23 protein-coding genes and 1 pseudogene are annotated in these 22,291 nt (G+C 68.9%); 13 read left to right on the forward strand and 11 right to left on the reverse strand.

All coding sequences use genetic code 11. The annotated features are described in order from the left end of the window. The first annotated feature begins 119 nt into the window (after window positions 1-119). Window positions 120-1,121 carry a LacI family DNA-binding transcriptional regulator gene (locus tag EV644_RS08920; protein WP_132190193.1) on the forward strand — a complete coding sequence of 334 codons (1,002 nt, stop codon included), beginning with the start codon at window positions 120-122 and terminating at the stop codon, window positions 1,119-1,121. Between the two features lie 139 nt (window positions 1,122-1,260). On the opposite strand, the gene EV644_RS08925 is transcribed toward EV644_RS08920, so the two are convergent. After that, entirely contained in the window at window positions 1,261-1,833 is a 573-nt protein-coding gene (locus EV644_RS08925; protein ID WP_132190192.1) for a transglutaminase-like domain-containing protein, read from the reverse strand. Window positions 1,834-1,935: 102 nt separating this feature from the next. On the opposite strand from EV644_RS08925, the gene EV644_RS08930 reads away from it, so the two are divergent. Both EV644_RS08930 and EV644_RS08935 read left to right on the forward strand, forming a co-directional pair. Next, the gene (locus EV644_RS08930; protein ID WP_132190191.1) at window positions 1,936-2,883 is read left to right on the forward strand and encodes an aldo/keto reductase; all 948 of its coding nucleotides are present in this window, start codon (window positions 1,936-1,938) and stop codon (window positions 2,881-2,883) included. 91 nt (window positions 2,884-2,974) lie between these two features. Then, window positions 2,975-3,526, forward strand: a complete 552-nt coding sequence (locus EV644_RS08935) for a DUF4240 domain-containing protein (protein ID WP_132190190.1) — start codon at window positions 2,975-2,977, stop codon at window positions 3,524-3,526. Between the two features lie 22 nt (window positions 3,527-3,548). Here EV644_RS08935 and EV644_RS08940 read toward each other — a convergent pair whose 3' ends face one another. From EV644_RS08940 to EV644_RS08950, 3 genes are read right to left on the reverse strand one after another with little or no spacing between them, the layout of a single operon-like run. After that, entirely contained in the window at window positions 3,549-4,241 is a 693-nt protein-coding gene (locus EV644_RS08940) for a hypothetical protein (protein ID WP_132190189.1), read from the reverse strand. 51 nt (window positions 4,242-4,292) lie between these two features. Beyond that, window positions 4,293-5,531, reverse strand: coding sequence for an RNA polymerase sigma factor (locus EV644_RS08945; RefSeq protein ID WP_132190188.1), 1,239 nt, complete (start codon window positions 5,529-5,531; stop codon window positions 4,293-4,295). After that, window positions 5,528-5,881, reverse strand: coding sequence for a YciI family protein (locus EV644_RS08950; protein WP_241998510.1), 354 nt, complete (start codon window positions 5,879-5,881; stop codon window positions 5,528-5,530). The genes EV644_RS08945 and EV644_RS08950 overlap by 4 nt, the downstream gene beginning before the upstream one ends. Window positions 5,882-6,074: 193 nt before the next feature. Between EV644_RS08950 and EV644_RS08955 the strand changes: the two genes are divergently transcribed. After that, the gene (locus tag EV644_RS08955; RefSeq protein ID WP_132190186.1) at window positions 6,075-7,487 is read left to right on the forward strand and encodes an MFS transporter; all 1,413 of its coding nucleotides are present in this window, start codon (window positions 6,075-6,077) and stop codon (window positions 7,485-7,487) included. Between the two features lie 308 nt (window positions 7,488-7,795). Here the strand turns inward: EV644_RS08955 and EV644_RS08960 are convergent. Continuing rightward, a pseudogene (locus tag EV644_RS08960) lies at window positions 7,796-8,410 on the reverse strand (helix-turn-helix transcriptional regulator); the annotation flags it as partial. Window positions 8,411-8,498: 88 nt separating this feature from the next. Between EV644_RS08960 and EV644_RS08965 the strand changes: the two are divergent. Further along, window positions 8,499-9,089: an alpha/beta fold hydrolase gene (locus EV644_RS08965; protein ID WP_132190185.1), complete on the forward strand. Its 591-nt coding sequence runs from the start codon at window positions 8,499-8,501 to the stop codon at window positions 9,087-9,089. Window positions 9,090-9,245: 156 nt separating this feature from the next. On the opposite strand, the gene EV644_RS08970 is transcribed toward EV644_RS08965, so the two are convergent. The 3 genes from EV644_RS08970 to EV644_RS08975 form a co-directional block, all read right to left on the reverse strand. Next, a complete protein-coding gene (locus EV644_RS08970; protein ID WP_132190184.1) occupies window positions 9,246-9,596 on the reverse strand; it encodes a YciI family protein in 351 nt (116 codons plus the stop codon). Window positions 9,597-9,675: 79 nt separating this feature from the next. Next, window positions 9,676-9,831, reverse strand: a complete 156-nt coding sequence (locus EV644_RS45205; protein ID WP_199234527.1) for a DUF6131 family protein — start codon at window positions 9,829-9,831, stop codon at window positions 9,676-9,678. A gap of 145 nt (window positions 9,832-9,976) precedes the next feature. After that, window positions 9,977-10,756, reverse strand: a complete 780-nt coding sequence (locus EV644_RS08975) for an enoyl-CoA hydratase/isomerase family protein (protein WP_132190183.1) — start codon at window positions 10,754-10,756, stop codon at window positions 9,977-9,979. A 404-nt stretch (window positions 10,757-11,160) separates the two neighbouring features. On the opposite strand from EV644_RS08975, the gene EV644_RS08980 reads away from it, so the two are divergent. Next, a complete protein-coding gene (locus EV644_RS08980) occupies window positions 11,161-12,057 on the forward strand; it encodes an SH3 domain-containing protein (protein WP_242001015.1) in 897 nt (298 codons plus the stop codon). A 91-nt stretch (window positions 12,058-12,148) separates the two neighbouring features. Here EV644_RS08980 and EV644_RS47490 read toward each other — a convergent pair whose 3' ends face one another. After that, window positions 12,149-13,474, reverse strand: coding sequence for an FAD-binding oxidoreductase (locus EV644_RS47490; protein ID WP_132190181.1), 1,326 nt, complete (start codon window positions 13,472-13,474; stop codon window positions 12,149-12,151). A 20-nt stretch (window positions 13,475-13,494) separates the two neighbouring features. On the opposite strand from EV644_RS47490, the gene EV644_RS08990 reads away from it, so the two are divergent. After that, window positions 13,495-14,316 (forward strand): aminoglycoside phosphotransferase family protein, encoded by an 822-nt coding sequence (locus tag EV644_RS08990; protein WP_132190180.1) that lies wholly within the window; start codon window positions 13,495-13,497, stop codon window positions 14,314-14,316. Window positions 14,317-14,376: 60 nt separating this feature from the next. Here the strand turns inward: EV644_RS08990 and sigJ are convergent, their stop codons facing one another. After that, window positions 14,377-15,255, reverse strand: a complete 879-nt coding sequence (gene sigJ, locus EV644_RS08995) for an RNA polymerase sigma factor SigJ (protein ID WP_132190179.1) — start codon at window positions 15,253-15,255, stop codon at window positions 14,377-14,379. A gap of 92 nt (window positions 15,256-15,347) precedes the next feature. Between sigJ and EV644_RS09000 the strand changes: the two genes are divergently transcribed. Next, window positions 15,348-16,109 (forward strand): glycoside hydrolase family 16 protein, encoded by a 762-nt coding sequence (locus tag EV644_RS09000; protein ID WP_132190178.1) that lies wholly within the window; start codon window positions 15,348-15,350, stop codon window positions 16,107-16,109. Window positions 16,110-16,145: 36 nt separating this feature from the next. On the opposite strand, the gene EV644_RS09005 is transcribed toward EV644_RS09000, so the two are convergent. Next, window positions 16,146-17,000, reverse strand: coding sequence for a helix-turn-helix transcriptional regulator (locus EV644_RS09005; protein ID WP_241998482.1), 855 nt, complete (start codon window positions 16,998-17,000; stop codon window positions 16,146-16,148). 100 nt (window positions 17,001-17,100) lie between these two features. On the opposite strand from EV644_RS09005, the gene EV644_RS09010 reads away from it, so the two are divergent. The 5 genes from EV644_RS09010 (at window position 17,101) to EV644_RS09030 (ending at window position 22,223) form a co-directional block, all read left to right on the forward strand. Continuing rightward, the gene (locus EV644_RS09010) at window positions 17,101-17,994 is read left to right on the forward strand and encodes an SDR family NAD(P)-dependent oxidoreductase (RefSeq protein WP_132190176.1); all 894 of its coding nucleotides are present in this window, start codon (window positions 17,101-17,103) and stop codon (window positions 17,992-17,994) included. Window positions 17,995-18,158: 164 nt separating this feature from the next. Further along, a complete protein-coding gene (gene trpD / locus EV644_RS09015; protein WP_132190175.1) occupies window positions 18,159-19,202 on the forward strand; it encodes an anthranilate phosphoribosyltransferase in 1,044 nt (347 codons plus the stop codon). Beyond that, complete coding sequence (locus EV644_RS09020) at window positions 19,187-20,167, forward strand: sigma-70 family RNA polymerase sigma factor (RefSeq protein WP_132190174.1); 981 nt, start codon at window positions 19,187-19,189, stop codon at window positions 20,165-20,167. The genes trpD and EV644_RS09020 overlap by 16 nt, the downstream gene beginning before the upstream one ends. An 82-nt stretch (window positions 20,168-20,249) precedes the next feature. Continuing rightward, a complete protein-coding gene (locus tag EV644_RS09025) occupies window positions 20,250-21,029 on the forward strand; it encodes a YybH family protein (protein WP_132190173.1) in 780 nt (259 codons plus the stop codon). 60 nt (window positions 21,030-21,089) lie between these two features. Continuing rightward, a complete protein-coding gene (locus EV644_RS09030) occupies window positions 21,090-22,223 on the forward strand; it encodes a serine hydrolase domain-containing protein (RefSeq protein ID WP_132190172.1) in 1,134 nt (377 codons plus the stop codon). Window positions 22,224-22,291: the final 68 nt, after the last annotated feature.

Genomic DNA, 22,291 nt, shown 5'->3' on the forward strand with positions numbered 1-22,291 from the left:
AAACTCCTGATCCCGGCACCACTGGGCGGGCGGAGCGTGCTGAGCGGGCGGTCAGTCCGAGTGTGCGGCGGCAGGCTCGGCGACTGCGGCCCGGGCGGGTGACCCGCGCGGCGGCTGGCGTGAAGGATGTCGCGGCGGCGGCCGGGGTGTCGCTGGGCACGGTGTCGAACGTGCTGAACCGGCCGGAGATGGTCAGCCCGACGACCCGCGCGAAGGTCGAGGCGGCGATGGCGTCACTCGGCTTCGTCCGGAACGAGTCGGCCCGGCAGCTGCGCGCCGGCAGCAGCCGGATCCTCGCCTACCTGATGCTCGACGCGGGCAACCCGTTCTTCACCGACGTCGCCCGCGGCGTGGAGGAGGCTGCTCAGGCAGCCGGCCTGTCGGTGTTCCTCTGCAACAGCAACGAGGATGCGGCGCGCGAGGCCGACTACCTCGACCTGCTCGAGCAGCAGCGGGTCCAGGGCGTGCTGATCACGCCGATCGACCCCGACTCCTCGCGGCTGCGCAAACTACCGTCTCGCGGTACGCCGGTGGTCCTGGTGGACCGGGCGATCGACGACGACGAGCACTGCTCGGTCGCGGTGGACGACGTGCTCGGCGGCGAGATCGCCCTGTCCCACCTGATCGAGCTCGGCCATCAGCGGGTCGCGTTCGTCGGCGGACCGAACACGATCGGCCAGGTGACGGACCGCCGCGAGGGTGCCAGGCGAGCGGTCGAGGACGCGGGCCTGCCGGCCGACAGCCTGGTCGACGTACTCACCGGCGCTCTGACGGTCGCCGAGGGTAGGGGCGCTGGGCAACGACTTGCCGGGCTGCGGGCGGATCGTCGCCCGACCGCCGCATTCTGCGCGAATGACCTGCTGGCGTTGGGTTTGCTGCAGCAGTGCGTGAGCCTGGGGCTGCGGGTGCCGGAGGATCTGGCGATCGTGGGCTACGACGACATCGAGTTCGCCGCGGCTGCCGCGGTGCCGCTCACCTCGGTCCGCCAGCCCCGCCAGCTCCTCGGCCGCCGGGCCGCCGAACTGCTCCTCGACGAGTCGAGCAACCCGGACCACGAGCACCAACGAGTCACCTTCACCCCCGAACTCATCGTCCGCACCTCCACCCGCGGCACCACCTGACGACCCAGGCACCCCGCGCCCGCCGGACAGGCGAGCGCTCCGGTTTGGTTTCCCTTGGGCTCGGGCCGGCCTGCTGACCGGCGTACCCCTGCGGACGGCGGTATGGGAAGCCGGCCCGAGGCCGAGGGAAACCAAACCGCTACGCGAGGTGCGCCGGGAGGCCGTCGTTGCGGACCAGGTCGACGACGTTGTCGGCGCCGCGGAGGGCTGCGACGACGCCTGGATCCGGTGAGGTGAGGATCTCGTCGAGATCGGCTTCGTCGAGCGCCGGGTCCGGCTGGTACGCGAGGCGCTCCTCGTCGAGGGAGAACTCGCTGGTCACGCCGGGCTTGTCGCCGCGCGGGTCCTGCCGGTACCAGGTGCCGTCGAGGTTGACCGCGACCATGCCGTGCAGGAAGTGGCCGCCATTGCCGTTGGACAGCCGCTGGTAGCAGAGGCCCGCGGGAACTCCCCCGGCTCTCAGCACAGCCGTCAGCAGGTGGGACTTGGCGAAGCACAACCCGGTGCGGTGCTCGAGGACCTCCGACGCCTTGACCGTGACGCGCGGATCATCGACGTCCATCGAGTGGTTCACCTCGTCGCGGGTGAAGTCGAACGCGGCGCGCGCGAAGTCCGTGGTACCGGGGTTGTCGCGGCGGAGGCGGGCGGCGAGCGCGGTGATGGCGGGATGCGAAACGTCGATCACGTCGTCTTCGGCCAGGTACTCCTCCATGCGCTCAGTCTGGCACGAGCGTCCATGATTCGAAACTGATCGTCTCATTTATCGGATATACCCATTGACCTTGAGTGGACTCCAGCTCAGAGGGTGCAGCACATGACAGAGATGAAGATCGCTCTCGGAGCGATGGAGTTCGGCAGCCGGATCGACGAGAAGACCTCGTTCGCCCTGCTGGATGCGTACGTCGACGCCGGCGGCGTCTGGATCGACACGGCCAACTGCTACTCGTTCTGGCAGGTCCCGAGCGGCCGCGGCGGTCAGAGCGAGGAACTGCTCGGCCGCTGGTTCGCGGCCCGGCCCGGCGTTCGCGATCGGGTCAAGCTCGCCACGAAGGTCGGCTGCGAGCCGCTGTGGCCGGGCAGCTTCCCCGAGCACACGGAGGGATTGAGCGAGAAGGTGATCGACGCGGCGCTGGAGGCCTCGCTGCGACGGCTCGGCATCGACCACATCGACCTGTACTGGGCCCACCGCGACGACCTCACCACACCGCTGGAGGAGACCGTCGCCGCCTTCGGCAAGCACGCGAAGGCCGGCACGATCGGCCGGATCGGGCTGTCGAACTACGCGCTGTGGCGGGTCGAGCGGATGCGCGGACTGGCCCTCGCGCAGGGCGTCGAAGGCCCGACTGCCCTGCAACTGCGGTACTCGTACCTGCAGCCGAGGCCGTTCGTCAGGAACAACGCGCACGACCACCGGTTCGGCTGGATCACCGACGAGGTGCTCGACTACGCCGACCGCAACCCGGAGCAGGAGTTGTTCGCCTACAGCCCGTTGATGTCGGGCGGCTACGAACGCGAGGACCGCCCGATCCAGGAGGCGTTCGACCACCCCGGTACGACGCGGCGCCTGGAGGTCCTGTCCAAGGTCGCCGCCGAACTGGGCGTCACCCGCAGCGAGGTGGTCATCGCCTGGCTCGCCGGCGGCTCCCCCACCGTCACCCCCATCGTCGGCATGAGCACCCCCACCTACCTCCGAACCGCCCTCGCCGGCGCCCACCTCACCCTCCCCACCAACCTCAGAACCCTCCTCGACGAAGCCTGGTGAACCCGCGCGCACGAAACCGGATCCACCACCGGTGTCCGAAACTGGAGACCGTGGGCTGCTGGTGGACCGGGTTTCGTGTCACGATTTCGGGGTGGACAGAGATGGGTTCTGGGAGCTTGTCGAGTCGGCTCGGGCTGAGGTGGATGACACGGTCGCGGATCCTGACGGGGTCGCCGACACGTTGACGAAGGCGCTCGGTCAGCTGGCGGCTGAGGAGATCGCCGGGTTCGGGGTCGAGCTCGAGCGTCTGCAGGCCGATTCGTACCGCCAGGAGCTCTGGGGCGCCGCGTACCTGATCAACGGCGGGGCGTCGGACGACGGGTTCGACTACTTCCGCGGCTGGCTGATCGCCCAGGGGCAGGAGGTCTGGGACGCCGCGCTGGCTGACGCGGACTCGCTCGCCGATGTGGTCGACGAGGACCTGGGTGAGGAGTTCGAGGGCTTCGACGGCGTGGGCATGCTCACTGTCGCGGTGAACGCCTACGAATCCTCGACCGGCTCGGACCAGGGCTACTGGGACGCGGTCGAGGAGGCCGGCATCGATACCCCGGACGTGCCGATGGGTGAGAACTTCGACTTCGACGACCACAGCGAGATGAGAACCCGCTACCCGCTCCTCGCCGGCCTCTTCCTGACCGACTGACAGGACTCCTGGCCAGGAAAAGTCAGGCGGGTTCGCCGCTGATACGTTCGATGAAGTTCCGGAGCCGCAGACGCCAGCGGGATTGGAGGACGTCCTCGTCGGCAACGGCGAGGCTGACCAGGTGCTGGGTCATCTCGAAGCCGGCGACCGCGTCGCGCAAAGCGGTCAGCGTCTCCTCCGGTACTCCGTGCCGCCCGTGGTCCGGCTCGTCGTGGTCCTGGCCGACCGGGTGGCTCACCCAGCCGGCGCCGAAGCTGTTCGGCACCAGCAGCTCCGGCACGAGTGACTCGTGCGAGAGCGAGGCCAGGTCCTTGCTGCCGTTGTCGATGCTGAAGATGGTCGTACCGCGGCGGCGTACGTCGTCGATCCGCTCGAGCAGGGTGTCCGCCGGGGCGTTCTCGGCGACGACCAGGAGCGACTCGCCCCGGCCTGCCTCGCGGAGCCGGTCGAGGCCGATCGACAGGTGCGGCGGCGCGTCCGGCGGTGGTGCCCAGCGGACCAGGGCCGGGCGGATGTCCTCGATGCCCGCGCCGTGGAGCTCGTCGTCGAGGTGCGCGGTCAGGTGCCACGGCTCGTCCTCAGGTGGGCCGAACAGCATCAGCCCGCCGGTGCGGGTGGTGAACCTGCGCAGCGAGTGGGCGAACTCGGTGGTCCGGCTGCCGAGCTCGGTGCCGGTCAGCAGCTCGCGGAGCAGCGACGCCTTGGTGAGGTCCACCCCTCAAAACTGACACAACTCCCCGGACATCGCGACTCGGGGTACGAGGGCTCAGGAAGTGCTGAGCCGGTCCGCCTTGGACTGCAGGTAGTGGCGCTCGGGGATGGACGTCGTACGACGGGCCGCCAGCAGGTAGCCCGCCCGGGCGCCGTCGAGGTCCCCCGACATCTCCAGCAGGTGCGCGCGGACGGCCTCGAGGCGGTGGTGGTCTGTCATCCGGTGGTCGGACTCGAGCGGTTCGAGCAGCGCCAGGCCCTCCTTCGGACCGGTCGCCATCGACACCGCGACGGCGTGGTTGAGCCGCACCATCGGGTTGTCGGAGATCTGTTCCAGCACCTGGTAGAGCGCGACGATCTGCGGCCAGTCGGTGTCCTCGGCCCGCTCCGCGGTCCCGTGCACGGCGGCGATCGCGGCCTGCACCTGGTACGGCCCCAGTTGGGTCCGAGAGAGCGCGTCGGTGACGAGCGCGTCGCCCTCCTCGATGGCGGTCTTGTTCCAGCGTGAGCGGTCCTGCTCGGCGAGCGGGATCAGCCCGCCGTCGGGATCGGTACGAGCCGGACGGCGCGCGTCGGTCAGCAGCATCAACGCCAGCAGCCCGGCGACCTCGCCGTCATCGGGCAGCAGCCGGCGGACACCGCGCACCAGCCGGATCGCCTCGGTGGTGAGCTCGGCACTGTGCAGATCGGTGCCGGACGAGGCGGTGTAGCCCTCGTTGAAGATCAGGTAGAGGACGTGCAGCACAGCACCCATCCGGGCGTCGCGCTCAGCCTCGGGTGGCATCTCGAAGGAGCTGCCCGCCTGCTTGATACTGCGCTTCGCACGACTGATCCGCTGCGCCATCGTCGTCTCGGGCACCAGAAAAGCGGCAGCGATCTGCGCCGTGCTCAAACCGCCGACAGCCCTTAGTGTCAAGGCGATCTGAGAGGCCGCGGAAAGCGCCGGATGGCAACACAGGAACAACAACGTGAGGGTGTCGTCCTGACCACCCGGATCGTCGATTTCAGGGCCTGCGGCAACGAACTCTTCCGGCGCGGCCAGATTGGCGGCGTTCTCCTCACGCTTGCGGCGAGCGGAGTCGCTGCGCAGCAGGTCGGTCAACCGCCGTGAGCCGACGCGGATCAACCAGCCGCGCGGGTTGTCCGGGACCCCCTCCTCCGGCCACTGCTGAGCAGCCGCGAGCAGCGCCTCCTGGACGGCCTCCTCGGCCAGATCGAAGTGGCCGTAGTGCCGCACCAGCGCACTGAGCACCTGCGGGGTCTCTTCCCGCAGCAGCAGCTCGAACCCGCTCACATCTCCAGCCCGGAACTGTCCATCACCGGCCGCACCTCCACGGCGACGTACTTCGCGTCCGGCATTCGCGCGGCGTAGTCGATCGCCTGGTCGATGTTCTCGCACTCCACCAGGTAGAAGCCGGCCAGATGTTCCTTGGCCTCGGCGTACGGACCGTCGGTGGTGGTGGGGATGTCGTCGCGCACCGAGACTGTCCGGGTGGTGATCGGGTCGGCCAGACCGGCCGAGCTGACCAGCAGACCCTGCTCGGTGAGTTCCCGGCTCAGCTCCTCGTGCGAGCGGCCCAGGGCTTCGCGCTGCTCGGCGGACAGGCCCGCCCAGCTCTCCGGGTTGCTGTAGATCAGCAGCATGTACTTCACGGGCACCATCCTGACGGTCGCGGAGGCCCTTGTGACCCCCTCTCGCCTGGTACGTCGGAACCGGACCCCCTGATCTCGACAGAAAACGGTCCCTGATCGAAATGTCGAGGTGGTCCGGACGGAGCCGACGTCCCCGGTGTGAGACGCCCAGCCCGGGCGTCCGGAGTACCGGAGGACGACCACCATGCAGACCGAACCTGACCCGAAGCGCTGGTTCGCGCTGGCCCTGCTGTGCCTGGCGGGGTTCATGATCATCCTGGACGCGTCGATCGTCCTCGTCGCGGTGCCGTCGATCGAGCGCGAACTGACCTTCTCCACCGGCGGTGTGCAGTGGGTGCCGAGCGGCTACGCCCTGATGTTCGGCGGGTTGCTGCTGCTCGGCGGACGCATCGCCGACCTGCTCGGACGCCGCCGGGTGTTCATCGCCGGGCTGCTTCTCTTCGCCGCTTCCTCGCTGCTCTGCGGGTTCGCCTGGACCGGCGACGCGCTGGTGTTCGCCCGAGGGCTGCAGGGCATCGCGGCCGCAGTACTGGCTCCCAGTGCGTTGTCGATCGTGATGACGACGTTCCCGGACGGGGCAGAGCGCAACAAGGCGCTGGGCATCTGGGGAGCCACCAGCGGCGTCGGCGGTACTGCGGGGTCGCTGATCGGCGGGCCGGTCACGGACGGGCTCGGCTGGGAGTGGATCTTCTTCATCAACGTGCCGGTCTGCCTGCTGGTGGCGGTGCTGGCGCCCACCCTGCTGAAGGACAGCCGCGGCCCGGGCCGGCGCGGGTTCGACGTCACCGGCGCGGTGACCGTGACCGCCGCCCTGATCGTTCTCGTGTACGCCGTGATCGAGGCGCCGACCTCCTCCGCGGGACGCACCACGCTGCTGGCGCTCCTCTCGGCCACCCTGTTCGCGTTGTTCGTCCTGGTCGAGCAGAGGTCGTCCGCTCCGCTCGTACCGCTGCGGCTCTTCCGCTCGCGTGCAGTAGTCGGCGGCAACCTGATCGGGATGACCTGGGGTCTGGCCGCGTTCGGGCTGAACTTCGTCTACACGCAGTACGCCCAGTTGGCGCTCGGTACTTCGGCGATCCGGTACGGCCTGATGTCATCGGTGCTCGCGGCTGCCGCGGTCGGCGGCTCCATCCTGGGGCAGAACCTGGTGACCCGGATCGGCCCCCGCCCGGTCGCGGCCGCGGCACTCGTGGTCGCAGGTATCGGCAGCACGGTGATGAGCCTGATGACTGCCGACTCGGGGTACTTCGAGACGGCGTTCTGGGGGCTGACGATCTTCGGGGCAGGACTTGGTGCCGGTTCGGTGGCCGGAGCCATCGCCGCGCTGAGCGATGTCGCCGGCGAGGACTCCGGAGTCGCCTCGGGTCTGCAGAACGCGACGTTCCAGATCGGCGGCGCTGTCGGGATCGCGGCGCTCTCCGCGGTGGCCGTTGCTCACACGCCCGGCTCGTCGCCTGCCGAACTGGTCCACGGGTACCGGGTCGCGTTCACCGCTTGCTGGGCCTTCATCGCGGTCGGCCTGCTGGGAACTGCCTTGCTGGGCAAGCGTTCCGCCGATCGCCCGCAGTTGGCCACGGAGGTCGCCAGGCACTCGTAGTGCGCCCTGACAGCCTCCGCTAACTCCATCGGCTGCCGTACTGCGAAGTGCCACGGCAGGCCCGACAGCATCCTCGCCATGGCGGCAAGGTCCTCCGCACCGCTCATCAGGACGACACCACCACCCGGGTCCTCGTGCAGGTCTCCCGCAGTCAGCGGGAGACTTGCGCGGGCCGTCTCCAGGTCGGTTGCGAGCCAGACCTCGGTGCGGTGCGACCAGGCTCCGAAGGTGAGCCCGCGCATCACATGGGCCACGACGTCGAAGCCGTCAGGCGGGGTGAACCGGGTGGCGAGTTCCGTGGCTCGGCCGATCCGGTCCACGCGGAACGTGCGGACTTCCTGGCGCAGGTGGTCGTGCCCGACGAGGTACCAGCGCTTGCCGTGGACCACGAGCCCGTACGGGTTCACCTCGCGCACGACCGGCTCCCCGGAGTACGGGCGGTGTTCTATGCGCATCCTGTGCTTGGCGCGGACGGCTGCGGCGAGGGTGAGGGCCACCTCGGGCTCTGGTTGGGCGGATGGCCTGCGGTCGGCGACCACCGACGTACCGGAGATCAAGGCGTTCACGCGCTCGCGTAGTGCGGTCGGGAGGACGCGGTTGAGCTTCACGAGGGCTCGTGCTGTCGGGGACGGCTCAGTAACGTCCTCGGCATCACCTACGGCTGCCAGGGCTACAGCGACGGCTACGGCCTCGTCGTCGCCCAGCATGAGTGGTGGCAGGCGGTAGCCGCGCGCCAGGCGGTAGCCGCCGTACCGGCCTCGTTCCGCTTCGACGGGGATGTCCATCTCGCGGAGGGCGGTGACGTAGCGGCGCACTGTGCGGGCGTCCGTGCGGAGCCGGTCGGCCAGTTCTTGGGCGGAGACCAGGCCGCGGTCCTGCAGCAGCTCGAGGAGCGCTAGAACGCGGGTTGCGGGTCTGGACACAAACTCGAGGATAAACAGGGCAGAACCTGTCCACAATCCTCAGTAGCTTGCTTGGTGTAGGGCACCGAACGACACAAGGAGCAAGCAGATGATCGTCCTCATAGGTGGTTCGTTCCTCGGCGGCTGGGCGTGGGAGAAGGTGACGCCGCTGCTCGAGGCGGCCGGGCAGCGGGTGCTGCCGCTGACCTTGACCGGGACCGGCGACAGGTATCACCTCGCTTCCGCTGAGACCACGCTCAACCTGAACGCGGACGACATCGTGCACGCGATCGAGTACGCCGATCTGCGGGACGTCGTGCTGGTGGCGCATTCGTACGCGGGTGCTCCGGCGACGATCGCGGCTAGCCGCATCCCGGAGCGGATCGCGCGAATGGTCTACATCGGCGGGGTGCTGCCGGTGGCGGGGAAGACGCTGTTCGAGGTGGCGGGGCCGGAGACGGAGGGCGCGATCCGGCAGACTGTCGTGGACGAGCAGATCCCGGTGATGACGGACTTCTTGCTGGATTTGGTGTTCGGCGACCACGGGCTGACTCCGGAGGATCGCAAGTACCTGCGGGCGCGCGGGACCGCGCAGCCGATCGGCCCGTACACCGATCCGGCGCCGGCCGATCTCAGCGGGGTGGAGAAGGTGGCGCGCACGTACGTCGTGTGCGCAACGATCCTGGCGAGCCGGCGGTGACGGCGGAGACGCCCGGCTTCGACGTCGACACGATCGCCAGCGGACACTGGCCGATGATCACCCGACCGGACGCGCTAGCCGAGGTGATCCTCCGCTGGTGCTGAATCCCTGCGGGTGTTGAGGTCTCCGCTTGTACTGAGCTCTGCGGTGCGGTCGCTAGGGCGCGGTGAGGACGGTGCCGCGGAGTTCGACGCGGTCGCCGACCAGGGCGGAGACCTTGGCGGCGATCTGCTGGGCCTGTTCGTCGTCGGGGGTGTCGATCATGAAGAAGCCGGCGATCTGTTCCTTGGCCTCGCCGAACGGTCCGTCGGTGACGACCCGCACGTCGTCGCGGATCTGCACGATCCTGCCGTCGCTGGGAAAGGTGAGGCCTTCCGCGCTGACCAGTTCGCCGGTCGCGGCGAGCTCGTCCTTCAACGTCATCAGGTCACGCAACCCCTGCCGGTCCTGCTCGGAACCCGTCCAGGAGTCGTCGGCATTGCCGAAGATCATCACGAGGTACTTCATACCGGCGCATCGTAACCAGCCCCTCCGACAGAACAGGGCCCCGCGAGCCGGAGCTCGCGGGGCCCGTCTCCTCAGACGATCAGAACCAGTGTCGGCGTCCCCCGACAGCACGACCGGTCGATCCCAACAGGAACAGCACAGCACCGATGATGAGCAGGACGATGCCGATGGTCCACAGGACCGGGACACCCAACAGGAACCCCAGCAACAGCAGGATCAGTCCGAGAATGAGCATGAAGCCCTCCTTCTGAGTACGCCGCCGGGCGGGATTGGCGGCCGTCGACTCCAGTGCCCAGCCGTATTCGTCAGTAATCGCAGCGGATTTCCGAGCACCTACAGCAACCACCGCCCACCCGGCGTACAGGTCAGTCAGGCGCTTCTCAGTTGCCCCAGGGGAAGGCCGGAGGGCGTTTCTCAGTGAAGGCACTGGTGCCCTCGTGGAGTTCGCCGGTGGTGATCGTTTCCTGGTAGCGCTTGAGGGCTGCCGGGTTGGCGTCTTCGCCCGCTAGAAGGGCGTTGACGGTCTCCTTGGCCGAGCGGATCGTCAACTGGGACCGGGAGACCAGGGTGCTGGCGACGGCGGTTACCTCGGTGTCGAGGTCGGCGGCCGGAAAGACCCGGTCGACCAGACCCTTGGACAACGCCTGGGCGGCGGTGAGCAGGTCGCCGCTGAAGAGCAGGTACTTCGTGGTCGCCGGGCCGACGAGGTCGAGCAGGACCTTGATCGCGGCCGGCGGGTAGACCACTCCGATGCGGGCGGGCGTCACGCCGAAGGTGGAATCCTCGGCGGCGAAGCGGAAGTCGCAGTTCACCGCGATCTCGAGGCCGCCGCCGATGCAGTGGCCGCGGACCACCGCGATCGTCGGCTTCGGGAACTCGCGCAACGCCGCCTGGGCGCGGAGGTTGTGCGCGCGGATCTCGGCCATCGGATCGGCCGGATCGGCGCCGGAGACGAGATCTCCGATGTCCGCGCCGGCGGAGAACGTCGGCCCGGCTCCGACGACCAGCAGCACCTTGACCTGCGGGTCGGCGGCGAGGTCGGCAAGCAGGCCCGGCAGCGCCTCCCACATCGCCCGGGTGAGCGCGTTGCGCTTGTCCACCCGGTCGATCACCAGCGTCGCCACGGGACCTGCGTCGACGCTGAATCCGAGGTCGCTCATGAGCCGCAGTCAAGCAGAGCGCGGCCGTCCGCGCCGCTGCCGAGATCACACCATGCCCAGCATGCGGACTCATCATGCTCAGCGCGCGGACCGACCCAGCTGAGCGTCCGGCCTCACCCGGCTGAGCGTGCAGGGACATCCCGCTGAGCGTGCGGAGCACACCTTCTGAGCGTGCGGATCTCCGCACGCTCAGTGGGCGGAGCACGTGCCGCTGAGCGTGCGCCATGTTCGCAATACGTTAAAAGTGGGCGCCAGTTGTGAGACCCGCCGGGATGTGTGCTTGACTCCTCCGCGTCGATAACGTTTTGATCTCGGCAGATTGGGTGGTTCTCCAAGTGGCTGAAGGACGGCATAGACAGGCGCGGCACCGTCAACCGCGCCCGAAGGTGATCCGCCCCGGCATCGTGAAGGTTGCGATACCCGGTGCGGCGGTGGCTCTCCTGGCCACCGGGTCGGCAGTAGCGTTCTCCGCCGATCAGGCCCCCGCGACGGATGCGCCTACCGCCAGCTCGCCCCTGCAGCTGCAGCGTGAGACGCAAGCCAGCCGGGACGCCCTCCGCCCCTCGCTCGACCTCTCCCCGACCCCGGCTCCGAAGCCCAAGGCGCCGCCGATCGCGAAGCACCTCAGGAAACAAGCACCGATCCCCAAGCCGACTGCCGCGAAGACCCGGGCCGCGGCCGTGGTCAAGCCGCTGAAGATCATCGGCAGCAAATACACCACCACCGACGTGAACGTCTGGTCGACGGCCGGCGGTACCGGAACCCTGCTGACCGTGCTGGACAAGGGCAGCAAGGTCTCCGTCACCGGCGAGATCGACGGCATCTGGGCGCAGATCGTCCGCGACGGCGTCTCCCGCTGGGTCAAGGCGCAGTACCTGTCGGCGACCAAGCCGGCCGCGACGAGCACCGCCGGCACTCCCTCACAGGCGGCCTGCGCGTCCGGCTCCAGCGTCGAGTCCGGCCTCACGGCCGACGCGATCCGGGTGCACCGCGCGATCTGCCACCTGTTCCCGTCCGTCACCTCGTACGGCGGACTCCGCAGCGGCGACAGCGGCAGCGAGCACTCCAGCGGCCACGCGCTCGACATCATGGTCAGCGGCCAGACCGGCCAGGAGATCGCCGACTGGCTCAGGGCCAACCGCAAGGCCATGGGCGTCAGCGAACTGATCTGGCAGCAGCACATCTGGACGGTCCAGCGCAGCAGCGAAGGCTGGCGCGCGATGGAGGACCGTGGCAGCACGACGGCCAACCACTACGACCACGTGCACGTCACGGTCTACGGCAACTCCGGCACTGCCTGAGCAACACCACTTCACCACCTGAGCATCGCGCACGGAACGGCCCGGCCTCGATCTTCGAGTCCGGGCCGTTCCGCGTCGTCAGCAGGTCTCCTCAGGCTGGGCGGATGTTGTGATTCAGGTGGAAGAAGTTGTCGGGGTCGTAGGCCCGCTTGACTGAGCGGAGCCGGTCGAGATCGGCCGGCGCGTACGCCGTCGCGGCGCGCGCCGGGTCGGCCAGGAAGTTCACGAAGGTCCTGCCGGTCGTCCGGAGTACCGGAGCCAGGTCGGGGACCTCCTGGTCGATGATCACGGAGTACGTCGCGTCGCGGTGCCCGACCGGTCCCGCGCCCGGGCCCGGGTGCGCCATCGCGCCGGCCCAGTGGCGGATCTCCACCGTCGGCGCCGAGTCACCAGTCAGCTGGGCGAGTTCGTCGATCAGGTCGTCCGGGAGCGCGTCGACCAGATCCAGGTACCGCGCCGGGGTGCCGCCCATCGCGGACTCCCCGAACGGCATCGACCGGAGCTCGCCGGCCAGCACAGGCCCGGCCACCTCGAACAACGGCTTGAGAAGGTGCTCAGCCAGGTCGGCCTCACCGGAGTACAGGGCCTTGATCGCCAAGGCGCGAGTGCCGCGGACGGCCTCGGGGAATGCCGGCGCGTCGGGGATCCGGGTCAGGACGATCGCGGTGCTCAGCTCGTTCGGGATGGTGGCGGACCAGTCGCGGTAGAACTTCAGCGTCTCGGCCACGCGGTCGATCCCGAAGTACACGATGCCGGCGTGCACCACCGGGACGGGGTACAGGCGGAACTCGAGCGAGGTGACGATGCCGAAGTTGCCGCTGCCGCCGCGGACCGCCCAGAACAGGTCCGAGTGCTCGTCGGCGCTGGCGGTGACGACCCGGCCGTCGGCGGTGACGACCTCGGCGCGGATCACGCTGTCGGCGGCGAACCCGTACTTTCGGGCCAGCCAGCCGAGCCCGCCGCCAAGGGTGTAGCCGGTGACGCCGACGTCCCGCGACGAGCCGGCGAGCGGTGCCAGACCGAACTCGCCAGCCGCGTCGATCACGGCGCCCCAGCGGGTGCCCGGGCCGACCTTCGCGACCATGCGCTGCGGATCGACCAGCACGGACGTCATCGCCGAGGTCTTGAGCAGGATGCCGCCGTCCGCCGGTGTCCGGGTACCGTGCCCGGTCGCCTGCACCGCGAGCGGCAACCCGTACTCCCGGGCCGTCCGCACCGCCGCCTGTACGTCGGTCCGGTGGTGCGCCTCGGCAACCACCAGCGGCCGCGAGTCGACCGTCGGAATCACCGCCCGCCGCTGCACGTCGTACTCCGGGTCGCCAGGCCGGTGGATCGCCCCGTTGAACCCGGCCCCGAGCAGCCCGGCGACGACATCGCAACCGGTGACGTCGGGGGTGAAAATCGCCTGCGTGGTCATCTCGAACTCCCTAGCCGTGTCTGGTCTCTACCAACACGTCGAAGGAGACCGCCCCAGATGGACACACCCGCCAAACTTTTCTCGTGACCCACACCCACCACCTGTCCACCAACGATCAGGTGGTCACCAAGACCTACGCCTCCTGGTCCCGCAACGAGCCGGCCAGGGAATGGGCCGCCCTCCAGACGATCGCCGCAGCCGCCCCGACCCTGGTCCCGACCCCACTGAGCCTGTCGCCTGACGAGCCGTCGCTGACGATGTCCCGCCTCCCAGGCCGCCCGCTGAGCGGCGCCCTCACTCCCGAGGAACTAGCTGGCCTCGAGGCCGCCCTACGAACCCTCTGGTCGATCCCACCGGAGGATCTGTCCCCGTTCGACCTGTCCGCCTTCATCGCACGGACCCGCGCGGGCGTCTCGGCGTACCAGGGCTCAGGCATCGTCGCCGAAGCGCACGCGGCGGCGACCGACTGGCTGAGCGGGCCCCCGGTAGACCTGCTGTTCGAGGCTGCACGTCCGGTGATCGGCCATGGGGACCCGAATCTCGCCAACTATCTGTGGGATGGAGAGCGGGTGCGCATCGTCGACTTCGAGGACGCCGGCCGCAGCGACCTGGCCGTGGAACTAGCCAACCTGGTCGAGCACATCTCCACCCGCGCCACCGACTGGACCACCTTCGTCAACCGCTTTCCCATCGACCGTCATCGCCACCTGACCGCCCGCCGCCTCTGGTCGATCTTCTGGCTCACCCTCCTCCGCCCCGGCGCCCCATCAGCCGCCCGCAATCCACCCGACATCCCCACCCAGCAAGCACTCCGAGTCCTGCAGCTACTGAGCACGACCTGAGCCCAGCCCGCCTGCGCCACGCCGAAACCATCACGCGATCGGAGGGCCGGAGTACCTGGTTCAGGCGCGGATGGGGAGGGATTGTAGGCGGGGGATGTCGGCGAGGATGTCGATTTCGGTGATTTTGCCGTTGCGGGTGGTGACGGCCATGACGCCCAGGAGTTGGCCGTTGACGACGGTGATGACGCCGGGGGTTCCGTTGACCAGGGCTGGGCGGGAGTAGGGGGCGAGCCTGGTGAACATGAGGGCCTGCTCGACGACCGCGAGGGCTCCGCGTACCAGCTTGGAGACGGCCGGTCCGGTGGGGTCGGCAGGTGTCGTACCGGCGTCGGCGCGGAGTACGACGTCGGGGTCGAGGAGGGACAGCAGGGCCTCGAAGTCGCCGCTGCGGGAGGCGGCGAGGAAGGCGTCGACGACCTCACGCTGCCGGCCGACATCGCCGTCGCTGACCGGGACGCCCTGGACGCGGCGGCGTGCGCGGGAGGCGAGCTGGCGGGTCGCGGCCGGGGACTTGTCGACGATCTCGGCGATCTCGTCGAAGCTGAGCGCGAACATGTCGTGCAGCACGAACGCGAGCCGCTCGGCCGGTGCCAGCGTCTCCAGCACGACCAGCATCGCCAGCCCGACCGAGTCGGCGCGGACTGCCTCTTCCTCGGGATCCAGCGGGCTCACGATCGGGTCGGGTACGAAGATGTCCAGCGGGTCCTCACGCCGGGACTTGCGGGTGCGCAGCATGTCGAGGCAGACCCGGGACACCACCGTGGTCAGCCAGGCGCTCAGGTTCGCGACCTCGCTCACATCGGACCGACTCAGCCGCAACCAGGCCTCCTGCACCGCGTCCTCGGCCTCGTTGACAGAGCCGAGCATCCGGTACGCCACCGAGCGCAACTGGGTGCGGTTCTCCTCGAACTTCTCCGCGAGTTGGTCGTGCTGGTCCACTGGTCACAATCTCCCGTCGCGATCCGTCACTAGCTTGACGGTTCAGAGCCCCATCATGTGACAGCCAGGGAGCGCGCGCCGATGATGGGTCCATGGCCGAACGCCGACTGGTCTTCGAGGACGACTTCGACGGTCCGGAGCTGGACCCGGCGGTCTGGCTGCCCCACTACCTGCCGCAGTGGAGTTCGCGGGCTGCCACGGCAGCGCAGTACGAGCTGCGCGACTCGTGCCTGCACCTGACGGTCCCGCCTGGCCACGGGCTGTGGTGCGAGAACGACCACTCTCCGGCGATGCGGGTGTCGGGGATCCAGTCGGGCAACTTCTCCGGGCCGGTCGGCAGCACTATCGGTCAGCAGCCGTACCGCGAAGGGCTGGTCGTCCGCGAGGAGCAGGAGCCCTTCTGGGGCTGGACCCCGGACGGCGGTTACCTCGAGCTCCGCGCCCGGGGCGTCGTCTCACCCCGCTCGATGGTCGCGCTGTGGATGGTCGGGCTGGAGGACCGCCCGGAGCGCTGCGCGGAGATCTGCGTGACTGAGATGTTCGGCAACGCGATCGTCCCCGGCAAGTCGACCGCCGTCGGGATGGGCCTGCACGCGTTTCGCGACCCCGCGGTCAAGGAGAACTTCGAGGCCGTCCCGCTGCCCATCGAGATCACCGATTTCCACCTGTACGCCGTGGAGTGGTCCGCCGAGCGCGCCGACTTCTTCGTCGACGGCCGCCTGATCCGCAGTTGTCCACAGCCGCCGGCGTATCCGCTGCAGCTGATGGTGGCGGCCTTCGACTTCCCGGACGGGTCCATCGGCGAACCGCCGACCCCGGAGTTCGTCATCGACTACATCCGCGGCTACCGCTGAAATCCAAGATGCCGAATTACCGGAACCCGGCACCACTCACTCTGCTGCGGCTCTGAGCTCCGGCCTGGCGTGATCGGAGCGAGGAATCGCCAAGTGGGAAAGGAGCTCCAGCTTCTCGTGCGAGGGCGAGCCGAGCTCGGCGTGGTAGGTGATCAGCATCTGGCCGGGCGCTCCCGGCAGGGCGAGCTTCTCGTAGTGGAGGTCGAGCTCTCCCACCTGCGGGTGGTTCAGGCGGGTGAGGCCGCTCGTCTTCTGGCGGACGTCCTGCCGGGCCCACAACGTCCGGAAGCGGTCGCTGTGCAGGCTGAGCTCGCCGATCAACTCGACCACCCGCGGGTCGTCCATCGCCGGCACGATCACCGACCGCAGGTACGCGACGGCCTTCGCGGTCATCTCGTCCCAGTCCCGGTAGAGCTCCCGCAGCTCCGGCTCGAGAAAGGCCGCCCGCAAGGTGTTCACGCCCGGTGCGAAAAAGGGGCTGAGGGCAACGGCCATGGAGTTCGCCGCCAGCGTCGTCAGGTACCGCCCATGCACCAGCGCGGGTGTCGTCGGCCAGCTGTCGATCAGCCCGCGAACGCCGGCGCTCACGTGCTCGGGGCGTGACGGTCGGCGTCGGGCGGGCTTCGCCGGATTCGCCAGCTTCTTCAGGTAGATCTCGGCGTCGTTGTCGAGCTGGAGTGCGCGGGCCAGGCTCTCGAGTACCTGCTCCGACGGATGCTGGTCGCGCCCCTGCTCCAGTCGCAGGTAGTACTCGACGCTGATCCCGGCGAGCAGCGCGACCTCCTCGCGCCGCAACCCCGGTACGCGCCGACGGCTGCCGCTCGGAAGACCGACGTCCTCCGGGCGCAACCGTTCGCGACGTACCTTCAGGTACTCGCCGAGGTTGCTCACGCTTCCAGAGTAGAGGCGTCGCGCGAGCTCATCCTGTCCCTGCCGATACCAGTGTCGGCAGAGCCTTCTTACGGATCCACTCGGCACGCACCCTCGAAGCATGACCCCCTTTGGATTCACCTCAACCGCGAGCGACGTACTGGCCGGCGTCGATCTGTCCGGCCGGCGCGCGCTTGTCACCGGAGCCACGTCCGGCGTCGGCGTCGAGACCGCTCGCGCCCTGGCCGCGGCGGGTGCCGAGGTCGTGCTCGCAGTACGGAACGTTGACGCGGGCAAGCAAACCGCCACGGCGATCGGAAACGAGAACGTCTCCGTGGCACGGCTCGACCTGGCCGACCTGGCCTCCGTCCGATCCTTCGTCACCGACTGGGACGGCCCTCTCCACATGCTCGTCAACAACGCCGGGATCATGGCCGTGCCGGAGCTCGCCCGCACGCCGGAAGGCCACGAACTCCAGTTCGCGGTCAACTTCCTCGGCCACTTCGCGCTCACCGTCGGCCTGCACGACGCTCTCACCGAGGCCGGAGGCGCCCGGATCGTCTCGCTCAGCTCGAACGCGCACCAGTTCGGGCCGCCGGTCTTCGACGACCTCGACTGGATCTACCGGCCGTACCACCCGATCGGCGCGTACGCCGAGTCGAAGACGGCCACCGCGCTCCTTGCGGTCGAGGCGACCCGGCGCTGGTCCGACGAAGGCATCTACGCCAACGCCGTGCACCCAGGCGCCATCGCCACCAACCTGCAGCAGCACACTGGCGGCCTCCGTACTCCGGTCGAGCGCCGCAAGACCGTTGAGCAGGGTGCGGCGACCTCGGTCCTGGTCGCGGCCTCCCCACTGCTCGACGGGATCGGCGGCCGCTACTTCGAGGACTGCGACGAGGCGGAGGTGCTGACCGGGGCCCCCGTGATGTTCGGCGGTGGCGTCGCACCCTTCGCCCTCGACCCGGCCAACGCCGTACGGCTCTGGGATCTCGCCACCGGGTTCATCAGCTGACGGACTTGCTATGGTTCCGCTGTGAGCACGCGTCTGAGCAGCTGGTGGCCCGCCGACTAGGCGGCCCCTGCTCCTGCGCTCACGCGAATCAACCGGCCGCCTCGACGAGGCGGCCGTTGCTTTCGCACCACCCTCGTCGGGGCCCAGCACCCCGAGGATCGCCCATGGCAACAACAGTCCGTACTGCGGATCGCACCTGGTCCGGGATCATCTCCGCCCTGCTCAGCGGGCGTGACCTCTCGATGGGCGACGCCTGGTGGGCGATGGACGAGGTCGTCGGCGGTACGGCGACCTCCGCGCAGGTGTCGGGATTCCTGATCGCCCTACGGGCCAAGGGCGAGACCCCGGCGGAGATCGCGGGACTCGCCGAGGCCCTTCGCCGCCACGCGACACCCATCGCCGTCCCGGGTCCCTTCGTCGACATCGTGGGGACAGGCGGCGACGGGACCGGCGCGGTGAACATCTCCACCATTGCCGCGATCGTGGCGGCTTCCACGGGTGTCACGGTGGTCAAGCACGGAGGCCGGGCCGCCTCGTCGACGACCGGTGGCTCGGCCGACCTGGTGGAACACCTCGGCATCCCGCTCGACCTCACCCCCTCGGCCGTACTGCGAACCGTCGCCGCGGCGGGGATCACCTATCTGTTCGCGCCGAGGTTCAACCCGGGCCTGCGGCACGTGGCCGCAGTGCGGCGTGAGCTGGCCGTGCCGACGGCGTTCAACGTGCTCGGCCCGTTGATCAACCCGGCGGATCCACGACACCAGTTGGTAGGAGTCGCGGACGCGCGGATGCAACCGGTGATCGCGTCCGTCCTTGCCGCGCGGGGTGGTTCCGCCTTGGTAGTCCGGGGTGAGGACGGCCTCGACAAGCTGACCACTACTACTCCTTCACGTGTGTGGGTGGTTCGCGGCAGCACTACGTCCGAGGTGCTGCTCGATCCGCGTGAGCTGGGAATTCCGCTGTGCCCGGCTTCCGACCTGCGGGGTGGTGATGCCGCCACCAACGCGCGGATCGCCCGGTCGGTGCTGGGCGGAGAGCCCGGGCCGGTGCGGGACGTAGTACTGCTCAATGCTGCTGCGGCTGTGGCAACGGTCGCGCTGACTGGTGAGCCTCTGGTTGAGCAGTTGGCCGGCTGTATGGAGCGGTGTGCCCAAGCGGTCGACAGTGGCCTGGCAGCCGCCACACTGGAGCGGTGGATCAACGCGTAGAGCTCTTGGAGGCCGCACGCGCCGGGGACGAGGCCGCCTTCGGTCAGCTGATCGGGCCGCTGCAGGGCGAGTTGCACGCGCACTGCTACCGGATGCTCGGGTCCGACCACGACGCCGAGGACTGCGTGCAGGAGACCTTGGTGCGCGTGTGGAGCAACCTGGGAAGGTTCGAGGGGACTTCGCTGCGGCCGTGGCTCTACAAGATCGCCACGAACCGCTGCCTGACGCTGATCGAGCGCAAGGGTCGCCGGGAGCTCCCGACCGACCTGAGTACTCCCCAGGCAGAGACCGTCTGGCTGGAGCCGTACCCCGAGCAGCGCTTGGCCTGGACTGCGCAGTTGAGTCCGGAGGCTCGGGTGGTTGCGCTTGAGAGTGTGGAGCTCGCGTTCGTCGCCTGCCTGCAGCACTTGTCGGCGCTGCAGCGCGCAGTACTGCTCTTACGCGACGTACTGGCGTTCGCGGCGGCTGAGGTGGCTGACCTGCTCGACACCAGCGTGGCTGCGGTGAACAGTGCGCTGCAGCGTGCCCGCAAGGTGGTGGCTGGCGCACTGCCCGATCCCACCCAGCAGGTGACGTTGGAGAAGCTCGGGGAGGCGGAGCAGCGCGAACTGGCTCGGCGGTACATGACTGCCTGGGAGGCGGGGGACGTCGAGGCGATCGTGGAGATGCTGACGGACGACGCGAAGTACTCGATGCCGCCGCTGCCGCTGTGGTTCGAGGGGCACGACGGGATCCGCGGGTTCCTGGTCGATGGGCCGCTGCGAGATCGGTGGCGGTTCCTGCCGGCGCGGGCGAACGGGCAGCTCGCGTTCGGCACCTATCTGTGGAAGGACGGGCGGTACGTGCCGGCCGGGCTCGACCTGATCCGGCTGCGCGGGTCGTCGATCGCCGAGGTGGTCTCGTTCCTGGAGGCGGACTTCCCTTCCTTCGGGTTGCCGGCGTCGCTGGCGTCGCTGGCGGAATGAGTTTCGTGGGCGGCGATGAGTTTCGGCGCCGGCCCGGGTTGTAGTGGTGACAGAGCAATTCACCGGTGGAAGGAACTGGCTGATGAGCAACGACGAGCAGCAGATCCGGGCACTGATCGAGCGCTGGGCGGCGGCGGTCCACGAAGGCGATCTGGACACCGTGCTGCAGGACCACTCCGGCGACATCGTGATGTTCGACGTACCGCCGCCGTACGACGGGGTTCGGGGACTCGACGCGTACCGCGAGACCTGGCCCGGGTTCTTCGAGTGGCAGGCGTCGGGGGCGATCTTCGAGCTCGTCTCGCTGGACGTGACCGCGGGTGCGGACGTCGCGTTCGCCCATGCGTTGCTGAAGTGCGGCCTGCGGGAGGAGTTCGAGGAGGGTTCGCCGAACCGGCTGCGGTTGACGCTCGGTCTGCGCAAGGAGGACGGCCGCTGGGTGGTGACCCACGAGCACCACTCGTTCCCGTTGACCGACACACCGCCCGCGGTCGCGGAGTCCGCAGTACGGGAAATTCATGACCAGTGGTCGGAACTGACAGCTGCCAAGGATCTCGACGGGCTGATGGACGCGATCGGGGACGACGTCGTGTCCTACGAGTACGGCGGTCCGCTGCAGTACGTGGGGAAGGACGCGGTCCGGGCGGTCTGCGCGACCGGGCTCGAGTCGGGCGGCAAGGTGGAGATGAGCGTTCCCGAGCTGACGGTGAAGGCGCGGGATGACCTCGCGGTGGCGTGGGGGCTGACGCGGATCGTGGTCGACGGCTCGGAGGAGAACTGGTCGCGGGCGACGCGGGTGTTCCAGCGGCAGGCCGACGGCTGGAAGATGATCCACCAGCATCTGTCGCTACCTGACTCCTGAGCCAACGCTGCCTCGTTTTGTCGGGGGTCTGGTGTTTGATGGGCCGCCAAGGAGGTCCTGATGGCACCCATACCCTCAGAGCGCTTGCTGGCCGCGGTCGGTGAACAGCTCGGCCCCGGTACTGCGCCCGGAGCGGTGCTTGCCGTGAGCGACAACGGCCAGGTGCTGCTGGAGGCCGTCGGGAACGCTTCGCTCGAGGGTCAGCCGATGACCACCGACGCGGTGTTCCGGATCAGCTCGATGACCAAGCCGCTGGTGGCTGTGCTGACGCTGATGCTCGTGGACGAAGGCGTTCTTACCTTGAACGATCCGGTCGACCGGTGGCTGCCCGAACTCGCCGACCGCCGGGTACTGCGCCGGCTCGATGGGCCGGTGAACGAGACGGTTCCGGCCGAACGCGCGATCACTGTCGAGGACTTGCTGACAATGCGGATGGGCTTCGGATTCGCGTTCGAGGTCGCGTCATGCCCGGTCGCCGAAGCCGCCGACGCCCGCGGTCTCGGGATGGGGCCGCCGCTGCCGTCTGCTGTCGCCGTCGGACCCGACGAGTGGATCGCGCGATTCGGTGAACTCCCGTTGATGGAACACCCCGGGTCGGCTTGGCGCTACGACCTCGCGTACGCCGTACTCGGGGTGCTGCTGGCTCGGGCCGGGGAGCAGCCGCTGGGCGAACTCCTGGCTGACCGGGTGCTTTCGCCGTTGGGGATGGGTGACACCGGGTTCGCAGTACCGGATCAGGCGCGGTTGGTGCCTTGTTATACGGCGGATGGGTCGGGCGGGCTGGCAGTGTTCGACCCTGCGAAGGGCAGCGACTGGTCCACGGACCCGCTCTTCCCGCACGCCGGCGGCGGCCTGGCGTCGACGGCCTCGAACTACCTACGCTTCGCCGAGTTCATGCTGGCCGGTGGGGCGCATGAGGGGAAACGGCTGCTTTCCGTTGACGCGTTCCGGGCGATGACCACGGATCAGCTGACACCTGCCCAGCACAGTGGAAGTTCAGCCGAAATCTTCCTTGATGGCGCCGGCTGGGGCTACGGAGTACAGGTGTCCCCCACTCGCTACGGCTGGGGCGGCGGCCTAGGCACCACCTGGTTCAACTACCCCGACCGCCATACAGCCGCCATCCTCCTGACCCAGTGCCTCCCACCACCCGAGCCCTTGCTCAACGCCTTCTGGTCCTCACTCGACAGCTGAAATCTGCGCGGATCACCAGCGGGCCTGGAATTCGCTGGTGGCGAGGAAGATCTGGTGAAGGGGCGAGG

The organism is Kribbella orskensis (genome assembly GCF_004342085.1).
In the GTDB taxonomy this organism is placed as follows: Bacteria; Actinomycetota; Actinomycetes; order Propionibacteriales; family Kribbellaceae; genus Kribbella; species Kribbella orskensis.

What these genes read in the sequence shown, in the direction of transcription:
- EV644_RS08975 (WP_132190183.1), bottom strand. Translation starts at nt 10,756, where the DNA reads ATGAGCGACCTCGGATTCAGCGTCGACGCAGGTCCCGTGGCGACGCTG.
- EV644_RS08965 (WP_132190185.1), top strand. Translation starts at nt 8,499, where the DNA reads ATGATCGTCCTCATAGGTGGTTCGTTCCTCGGCGGCTGGGCGTGGGAG.
- EV644_RS09025 (WP_132190173.1), top strand. Translation starts at nt 20,250, where the DNA reads ATGAGCAACGACGAGCAGCAGATCCGGGCACTGATCGAGCGCTGGGCG.
- EV644_RS45205 (WP_199234527.1), bottom strand. Translation starts at nt 9,831, where the DNA reads ATGCTCATTCTCGGACTGATCCTGCTGTTGCTGGGGTTCCTGTTGGGT.
- EV644_RS08955 (WP_132190186.1), top strand. Translation starts at nt 6,075, where the DNA reads ATGCAGACCGAACCTGACCCGAAGCGCTGGTTCGCGCTGGCCCTGCTG.
- EV644_RS09010 (WP_132190176.1), top strand. Translation starts at nt 17,101, where the DNA reads ATGACCCCCTTTGGATTCACCTCAACCGCGAGCGACGTACTGGCCGGC.
- EV644_RS08950 (WP_241998510.1), bottom strand. Translation starts at nt 5,881, where the DNA reads ATGCTGCTGATCTACAGCAACCCGGAGAGCTGGGCGGGCCTGTCCGCC.
- EV644_RS08930 (WP_132190191.1), top strand. Translation starts at nt 1,936, where the DNA reads ATGACAGAGATGAAGATCGCTCTCGGAGCGATGGAGTTCGGCAGCCGG.
- EV644_RS08925 (WP_132190192.1), bottom strand. Translation starts at nt 1,833, where the DNA reads ATGGAGGAGTACCTGGCCGAAGACGACGTGATCGACGTTTCGCATCCC.
- EV644_RS08970 (WP_132190184.1), bottom strand. Translation starts at nt 9,596, where the DNA reads ATGAAGTACCTCGTGATGATCTTCGGCAATGCCGACGACTCCTGGACG.
- EV644_RS47490 (WP_132190181.1), bottom strand. Translation starts at nt 13,474, where the DNA reads ATGACCACGCAGGCGATTTTCACCCCCGACGTCACCGGTTGCGATGTC.
- EV644_RS09030 (WP_132190172.1), top strand. Translation starts at nt 21,090, where the DNA reads ATGGCACCCATACCCTCAGAGCGCTTGCTGGCCGCGGTCGGTGAACAG.
- EV644_RS09000 (WP_132190178.1), top strand. Translation starts at nt 15,348, where the DNA reads ATGGCCGAACGCCGACTGGTCTTCGAGGACGACTTCGACGGTCCGGAG.
- trpD (WP_132190175.1), top strand. Translation starts at nt 18,159, where the DNA reads ATGGCAACAACAGTCCGTACTGCGGATCGCACCTGGTCCGGGATCATC.